Origin of the sequence: Nocardioides sp. (assembly GCF_036274455.1) — a bacterium.
In the GTDB taxonomy this organism is placed as follows: Bacteria; Actinomycetota; Actinomycetes; order Propionibacteriales; family Nocardioidaceae; genus Nocardioides.
Genome location: NZ_DASUFR010000218.1, coordinates 1 through 6,980 on the forward strand (window position 1 = coordinate 1; position 6,980 = coordinate 6,980).

The window sequence follows — 6,980 nt, forward strand, 5'->3', positions numbered from 1 at the left end:
GGCGAGCCCTACCTCGCCGAGACCCTGGAGCTCGAGCCGGACGACGAGGGCGAGGTCGTCGCGACGCTGGTCAAGCGGACGTCCACGGCGCAGACCACCAAGGCCGTGCTGCACCTGCACGGCTTCGCCGACTACTTCTTCCAGACCGGGTACGCCGACTGGTGGACCGAGCGCGGCTACGACTTCTACGCCCTCGACCTGCGCAAGCACGGCCGGTCGCTGCGGCCGCACCAGACCCCCAACTACGTCACCGACCTGCGCGCCTACTACCCCGAGATCGACGAGGCCTGGCGGCGGGTCACCCGGCGCGACGGGCACACCGAGCTGGTCCTGTCGGCGCACTCCACCGGCGGCCTGGTCGGCGGGCTCTGGGCGCACGACCAGCGCCCGGACGAGCTCGTCGGCGCGGTCATGAACTCACCGTGGCTGGACCTCCAGGGGAAGACGCTGACCCGGGTGGTCGGCACCCCGATCCTGCGCCAGGTCGGCGCCTGGCAGCCGATGCGCGAGATCAAGCGGCACGTCCCCGGCTTCTACACCCGCAGCCTCCACCGCGACTACGACGGCGAGTGGGACTTCGAGCTGCTCTGGAAGCCGATCGACTCCTTCACCGTCTACGCCGGCTGGCTGCGCGCCATCCGGGAGGGCCACGCCAGGATGCACCGCGGCCTCGAGCTCCCCTTCCCGGTCCTGGTGCTGTCCTCGGGCCGCTCGACCTTCCCCACGCAGATGACCGAGGACGTCCACGGCACCGACATCGTCCTCGACGTCGCCCAGATCCGGCGCTGGGCCACGTCGTACGGCCCGCACGTCACCTACATCGCCATCGAGGGCGCCCGTCACGACGTCGTCCTCTCCCGCGAGCAGCCCCGCCAGGCGGCGTACGAGGCCCTCAACACGTGGATGACCGCTTGGGTCGACCCGCCGTCGCGTTCGCTCCTCTGACCCCGCGTCTTGGCACGATCGCGTGGTAGCGGTTCGCAGGCAATCTGACCCCACCCCCTCGACCCCGTCCAGGTTGCTGGCTGACCGCCACCCCTGACCCGGTCACCCGAGCTCGGCCACGTGCGCCTGCACCCGGTCGTACGTCGCCCGGTCAGCGGCGGCGATGATGCCCGCAGGCGGGTCGTCCTGCGGGCGGTAGAGGCCGCCCTCGAAGGTGCCGAGGAATGCGCCGGACTCCTCGAGGATCAGCGAGCCCGGTGAGTGGTCCCAGGGCTGGGTGCCGCGGTAGACGAGGTAGTCGGCCTCGCCCTCGACCAACTTGGGGTAGTCGACGCCGCAGCACACCCAGGTCAGCTCGAGCGGCGGCAGGCCGTCGAGCGCCCGGCCGATCCAGCGCCGCCGGGAGGTCACGCCGCGCGGCTGGGCGCCGACCGGTGGGCGGACCAGCCGCTCGCCGTTGCGCCAGGCGCCCCCACCGCGCTCGGCGACGTAGGCCTGCCCCAGCTGCGGCTGCCAGATCCAGCTCCGCAGGACCTCACCGGCGCGCAGCTCGGCGGCCATCACCGCGTGGTTGCGGGAGCCGGAGACGAAGTTCTTGGTCCCGTCGACCGGGTCGATGGTGAAGGCGTGGTCGGCGTCGCGGAACCGCGGGAGCAGGGTGTCGTCGGTCGCCGTGGCCTCCTCGCCGAGGACCAGTGCGTCCGGGTAGGCGCTGGAGAGGGCGTCGGTCAGCCGTTCCTCGGCCTCGCGGTCGGCCACGGTGACGAGGTCGCCGGGGTTCTTCTCGTCGATCTGGTGGTCACCCAGCGACCGGAACCGGGGGTTGATGACCTCCTCGGCCACCCGCTGCATCAGCTCGAGAACCTCTGTGGTGTTCACCCGACGAACGGCTCCCCGTCGAAGCGCTCCCGCGTCACGAACTCCTCGACCGGCTGCCGGCGCAGCATGTGCGGCTGCCTGACCGGCTTGCCGAGCGGGACGACCGCGGCGACGGCGTAGTTGTCGGGGATGCCGAGCAGCTCCTTGACGGCCGGCTCCTCGGCGACCGCCATCGTGGTGAAGGTGCCGCCGAACCCCTCCTGGCGGGCGGCGAGCAGCATGTTCCAGACCAGCGGGTAGACCGAGGCGCCGCTCACCACGCCAACGCGGTCGAGGTGCTGGTCCGTGGCGGCGACCATGCCGAGGTCGACGCACACCACCACGACGACGGCCGCGGTGAGCACCGGGGTGATGAAGTACGCCGGCACCTCCGTCGCGGCGATCTCCTCCGCCGACGGGCCGGGCGGGGCCAGCGGGTTCCACGGCGTCTCGCCGGCCTTCTGCTGGGCGGCATAGCGGCGCACCGCGGGCTTGTTGAGCTCCGCCAGCGCCTCCCGGGTCGCACGGTCGGTGACGAGCACGAGGTGGGCACCCTGCCGGTTGCCCCCGCTGGGCGCGAACCGCGCGTTGTCGAGGATCCGCGCCAGGACGTCGTCTGGGAGCGGGTCGTCGGTGAACTCGCGGATCGCCGCGGTCGTCCGCATCACGTCGTACAGCTCCATGCCCTCAGTCTTCCGCACGCCGCCGCACGCGAGTCAGGGTCAGCCGACGAGGAACACGGTGAGGGCCACCAGGCCCACCACGACGATCGTGCCCCGCAGCACCGGGGACGGCAGCCGCCGGCCCACGGTTGCGCCCAGCTGCCCGCCGATGACCGAGCCGACGCCGATCAGCAGCACGATCACCCAGTCGACGTCGGCCACCACCGCGAACAGCAGGCCCGCGACGGCGTTGACGATCGCGGCGAGGACGTTCTTGAGCGCGTTGAGCCGCTGCAGGTCCTCCGGGATGCCGACGCCCATGATCCCCATGAGCAGCACGCCCTGCGCGGCACCGAAGTAGCCGCCGTAGACCCCCGCCAGCAGCACCGCCGGCCAGACCCACCACGCGCCGAGCACCGGGTTGCGCGGCGCCTTGCCCATGGCGTCGTGCCGGGCCGCGGTCCACCGCGTGATCCGCGGCTGGAGGACCACGAGCAGGATGCCCAAGCCCACCAGCGCCGGCACGATCGCCGAGAACGCGTCGGCCGGCAGCACCAGCAGGAGCACGCCGCCGATGACGCCGCCGATCAGGGACGCGAACCCGATCCGCAGGACCCGGGGCCGCTGCCCCACGAGCTCCCTGCGGTAGCCGACCACGCCCGAGACCGAGCCCGGCACCAGCCCGATGGTGTTGGAGACGTTCGCGGTGACCGGGGGTACGCCGAACGCGAGGAGGGTCGGGAACGTGATCAGCGTCCCCGATCCCACCACGGTGTTGATCGTTCCCGCCGCCAGCCCGGCCAGCCCGATCGCGATGGCTTCGAGCGGCGACACCCCCCGAACGCTACGAGGCGGTCAGCTCGCCGGCGGCGCCGGGGGCGCAGGGGGCGCGTCGTCCGGCTCGGCCGGCGGTGCGGTCGGCGGCGGAGGCGGTGCGGCAGCGGCGTCCTCGGCGGCCGACAGCGAGGCGCTCGAGCCCGGGTTGGCGGCGCTCTCCGCCTCCGCGATCGCCTGCCGGACCGCCTCGTTGGCCTCGCTGACGTCCGAGTCGGCCCCCGAACCCTTCGGGAGCTGCGGCTCCGTCGGTCCCATGTCGACGCGCTTGCGCGGGCCCTCGGCGTGCTTGGGGATGCCGGCGATCTCGTGGATCGAGGAGCCCAGCCCCTCCAGCGCCTTGGTGATCTCCGAGGGGATGACCCACACCTTGTTGGCGTCGCCCTCGGCGATCTTCGGCATCATCTGGAGGTACTGGTAGGCCAGCAGCGACTGGTCGGGCTGGCCGTCGTGGATCGCCTGGAAGACGGTCTGGATGGCCTGCCCCTCACCCTGGGCCCGCAGGATCGCGGACTCGCGGTCGGCCTGGGCCCGCAGGATCTGGGACTCGCGGTCACCCTCGGCGTTCAGGATCGCGGACTGCTTGTTGCCCTCGGCGGTGAGGATCGCGGACTGCCGCTGACCTTCGGCCGAGAGGATCAGCGCCCGCTTGTCGCGGTCGGCGCGCATCTGCTTCTCCATCGCGTCCTTGATCGAGGGCGGCGGGTCGATGCCCTTGATCTCGACGCGGTTGACGCGGATCCCCCACTTGCCGGTGGCCTCGTCGAGGACTCCCCGCAGCCCGTGGTTGATCTCCTCACGGCTGGTCAACGTCTGCTCGAGGTCCATGCCACCGACGATGTTGCGCAAGGTGGTCATGGTGAGCTGCTCGACCGCCTGGATGTAGTTGGCGATCTCGTAGGTCGCCGCGATCGGGTCGGTGACCTGGAAGTAGATCACGGTGTCGATCGAGACCACGAGGTTGTCCTCGGTGATCACCGGCTGTGGCGGGAAGCTCACGACCTGCTCGCGCAGGTCGATCAGGTAGCGGACCTTGTCGACGAACGGCACGACGATGTTGAGGCCGGCGGGCAGCGTCTGCTTGTACTTCCCGAACCGCTCGACGATCCCGGCGCGCGCCTGCGGCACGATCCGCACCGTCTTGGCGAGCAGCGTGACGACGAAGAGGAACAGCAGGACGAGCAGGATCAGCACGATCAAGGCACCCATGTAAAGACTCCTTCAGCTCTTCCCGACAAGGACGTGGTCCGACTCAGGACTCGATGCTTGGTAGAGGATGGACGTACGCCGTGGCTCCTCGGATCTCCAGGACCTCGACCGTCTGGCCCGGTTCGATGGAGAGCGTGTCGTCGTAGGGCCTCGCCGTCCAGATCTCTCCGGCCAGCTTGATCCGGCCCGCTTCGAGCCCCGTGATCCGCTCGGTGACCACACCCTGCTGGCCGACCAGCTTGCCGTGGCCGAGGGACAGCTCGGGGCCGCTGTGCAGCTTCTTGATCAGCGGCGGGCGCACCACGGCGAGGCAGGCGACCGACGCGACGGCCGCCGCGATGGCGGACACCGCGAGGCCGGCGCCGAGCAGCGCCGTCACCATCCCGACCAGGGCGCCGAGAGCGAGCATGCCCAGGATCAGGTCGAGGCTGAACATCTCGGCGATCCCGAGCAGGATCGCCACCGCCAGCCAGAGGCCAGCGGCGTGGTCGCCTAGCCAGTCCATGGCCGGGAACCCTAGTGGATGCCCGTGCGCCGCTGGCGGCGCCGTGCAGACCAGCGGCCGGCCGCGTGCTGGAGGACCAGCGGCATCGCGAACGTGGTGGACAGGTTCTGCTCGGTCAGCACCTCGTCGAGCAGCCCGGCGGCGACGACCTTGCCCTCCCGCAGGAGCAGCGCGTGGGAGAAGCCGGGCGGGATCTCCTCGACGTGGTGGCTCACCAGCACGGTGGCCGGGGAGTCGGGGTCGTTGGCAAGCACGCTCAGCGTCGACACGAGGTCCTCCCGGCCACCGAGGTCGAGCCCGGCCGCGGGCTCGTCGAGCAGCAGCAGCTCCGGGTCGGTCATCAGCGACCGGGCGATCTGCACCCGCTTGCGCTCCCCCTCGCTGAGGGTGCCGAAGGTCCGGTCCGCGAGGTGCTTGACGCCGAGCTCCTCGAGCAGCACCAGCGCCCGGTCGTGGTCTAGCTCGTCGTACTCCTCCCGCCAGCGGCCGACGATGCCGTACGACGCCGAGACGACGACGTCGCGCACCGCCTCGTCGCGCGGGATCCGCTCGGCCAGGGCGGCGCTGGTCAGGCCGATCCGGGGCCGGAGCTCGAAGACGTCGACCGTCCCGAGCACCTCCTCGAGGATGCCGGCCACACCCGTCGTCGGGTGGATCTGCGCGGAGGCGACCTGGAGGAGCGTGGTCTTGCCCGCGCCGTTGGGGCCGAGGATCACCCAGCGCTCGTCCTCCTCGACGGTCCAGTCGACGTCCTCGAGGATGGTCGTCCGCCCCTTGCGCACCGTCACTCCGGCGAACTCGAGGACGGCGGCCATGGCCGCAACCCTACGACCGCGGGGAGCGTGGGCCGGAGTAGCCTCGCCCGCCGTGAACGACTCCCCCGCTCCCCTGCCCGCCGCGGTGCGGCTGGCGTGGTGGGGCACTGCCTGGCTGCGGGGTCACGTCGTCGCCGACCACCTGATGGACGCGGTCCTCGAGCACGACGCGACCCACCTCGTGGCCTTCCCGGACGAGCAGCCGGAGCCGCTGGTCTCCGGGCTGGGCCGGCTGCGCGCCGCCGGCGCAGACGGGCTCGGCGCGGCCCTGCCGACCGAGGGCGACCCGGTCGGCCTGGGCGGCCCCGGCGCGTTCAACGCGCTGGCCCTCGAGGCCGGCGAGGCGGTGGTGGCGCTGGACGCCGCGGGCTTCGCCCTGCACGGGCTGGTGCCGGACCGGGTGGGCGCCGCCGTGACCTGGTCGGTCATGGGTGCCGAACGCCGACAGCTGCCCGACGTCGGCGAGGCGGACCGCTCCCTGCGCTCGGCCCTCCCGGAGGCGGCGGACGCGCTCGCCGCCCTCGACGTAGCGCGCTGGCGGCCGGAGGTGGCCGACCGGCTGATGAACCTGCGGCACCGGCCCCGGGTGGCGGCCCCGCCGGGGGTGCCACCACGCTGTGCCGAGCTCGCCGCGCGCGGGCTGCAGGCGCTGGAGATCGTCGACCTGGCGATGGAGGACGACGGCGGTGCGATCACCGCGCTCGAGATGGGGGCCCGGCGCGACGCGCTGCTCGCCCTCGGCCGCGCCGCCCGCCGCGCGCTCGTCGCCGCAGCGTCCCCTGAGGCGTGGCCGCCTTGAACCCTGCCATGCGCGGGCCAGGGCAGCGGTGAGCAATCAACCGCAGCCTGGCCCAGGGTGGTTGATCACCCACCGCCACCTCGGCAGTCGGCGGGACACGTCGAGACGCCGGTGGTCGGTGAACCCCTGGGCGAGTCAGACCGGTTGAAAGGTCACCGCTGCCCGGCGTGGGCAGCCACCCACCCACGGAAGCGTCAGGAGAGCTCACGAATCGGGCGCCAATCGCGAGCCTTGACGGCGAGACGCGATCCGGTAGGCGCGCGGCTGCCCACCCACTGACAACCACTGATCAGTGACGGTTAACCGTCGGACGGCTGGAAGACACCGAGCACGTTGCCGCTCGGGTCGCGGAA

Annotated in this window: 8 protein-coding genes; 2 read left to right on the forward strand and 6 right to left on the reverse strand. The window is 72.1% G+C overall.

The features are described 5' to 3' along the window. Positions 1-945 (forward strand): alpha/beta hydrolase (locus VFV89_RS20825; protein ID WP_329707897.1); only part of this gene is annotated, 945 nt, incomplete at its 5' end. 102 nt (positions 946-1,047) lie between these two features. Here VFV89_RS20825 and VFV89_RS20830 read toward each other — a convergent pair. The 6 genes from VFV89_RS20830 to VFV89_RS20855 are packed head-to-tail and all read right to left on the reverse strand — an operon-like array spanning position 1,048 to position 5,828. Then, positions 1,048-1,824 (reverse strand): inositol monophosphatase, encoded by a 777-nt coding sequence (locus tag VFV89_RS20830; protein ID WP_329707898.1) that lies wholly within the window; start codon positions 1,822-1,824, stop codon positions 1,048-1,050. Further along, entirely contained in the window at positions 1,821-2,486 is a 666-nt protein-coding gene (locus VFV89_RS20835) for a nitroreductase family protein (RefSeq protein ID WP_329707899.1), read from the reverse strand. The genes VFV89_RS20830 and VFV89_RS20835 overlap by 4 nt, the downstream gene beginning before the upstream one ends. A 39-nt stretch (positions 2,487-2,525) precedes the next feature. After that, positions 2,526-3,299, reverse strand: coding sequence for a sulfite exporter TauE/SafE family protein (locus VFV89_RS20840; RefSeq protein WP_329707900.1), 774 nt, complete (start codon positions 3,297-3,299; stop codon positions 2,526-2,528). Positions 3,300-3,320: 21 nt separating this feature from the next. After that, positions 3,321-4,508, reverse strand: a complete 1,188-nt coding sequence (locus VFV89_RS20845; RefSeq protein ID WP_329707901.1) for an SPFH domain-containing protein — start codon at positions 4,506-4,508, stop codon at positions 3,321-3,323. Positions 4,509-4,551: 43 nt separating this feature from the next. Further along, on the reverse strand, positions 4,552-5,013 hold the full coding sequence (locus VFV89_RS20850; protein ID WP_329707902.1) for an NfeD family protein: 462 nt from the start codon (positions 5,011-5,013) through the stop codon (positions 4,552-4,554). A gap of 11 nt (positions 5,014-5,024) precedes the next feature. Then, entirely contained in the window at positions 5,025-5,828 is an 804-nt protein-coding gene (locus VFV89_RS20855) for an ABC transporter ATP-binding protein (protein WP_329707903.1), read from the reverse strand. Positions 5,829-5,880: 52 nt separating this feature from the next. Here VFV89_RS20855 and VFV89_RS20860 point away from each other — a divergent pair, with 52 nt between their 5' ends. Continuing rightward, positions 5,881-6,627, forward strand: coding sequence for a hypothetical protein (locus VFV89_RS20860; protein WP_329707904.1), 747 nt, complete (start codon positions 5,881-5,883; stop codon positions 6,625-6,627). Positions 6,628-6,980: the final 353 nt, after the last annotated feature.

Coding starts and splice junctions, on each gene's coding strand:
- VFV89_RS20850 (WP_329707902.1), bottom strand. CDS start 5,013: ATGGACTGGCTAGGCGACCACGCCGCTGGCCTCTGGCTGGCGGTGGCG.
- VFV89_RS20855 (WP_329707903.1), bottom strand. CDS start 5,828: ATGGCCGCCGTCCTCGAGTTCGCCGGAGTGACGGTGCGCAAGGGGCGG.
- VFV89_RS20835 (WP_329707899.1), bottom strand. CDS start 2,486: ATGGAGCTGTACGACGTGATGCGGACGACCGCGGCGATCCGCGAGTTC.
- VFV89_RS20845 (WP_329707901.1), bottom strand. CDS start 4,508: ATGGGTGCCTTGATCGTGCTGATCCTGCTCGTCCTGCTGTTCCTCTTC.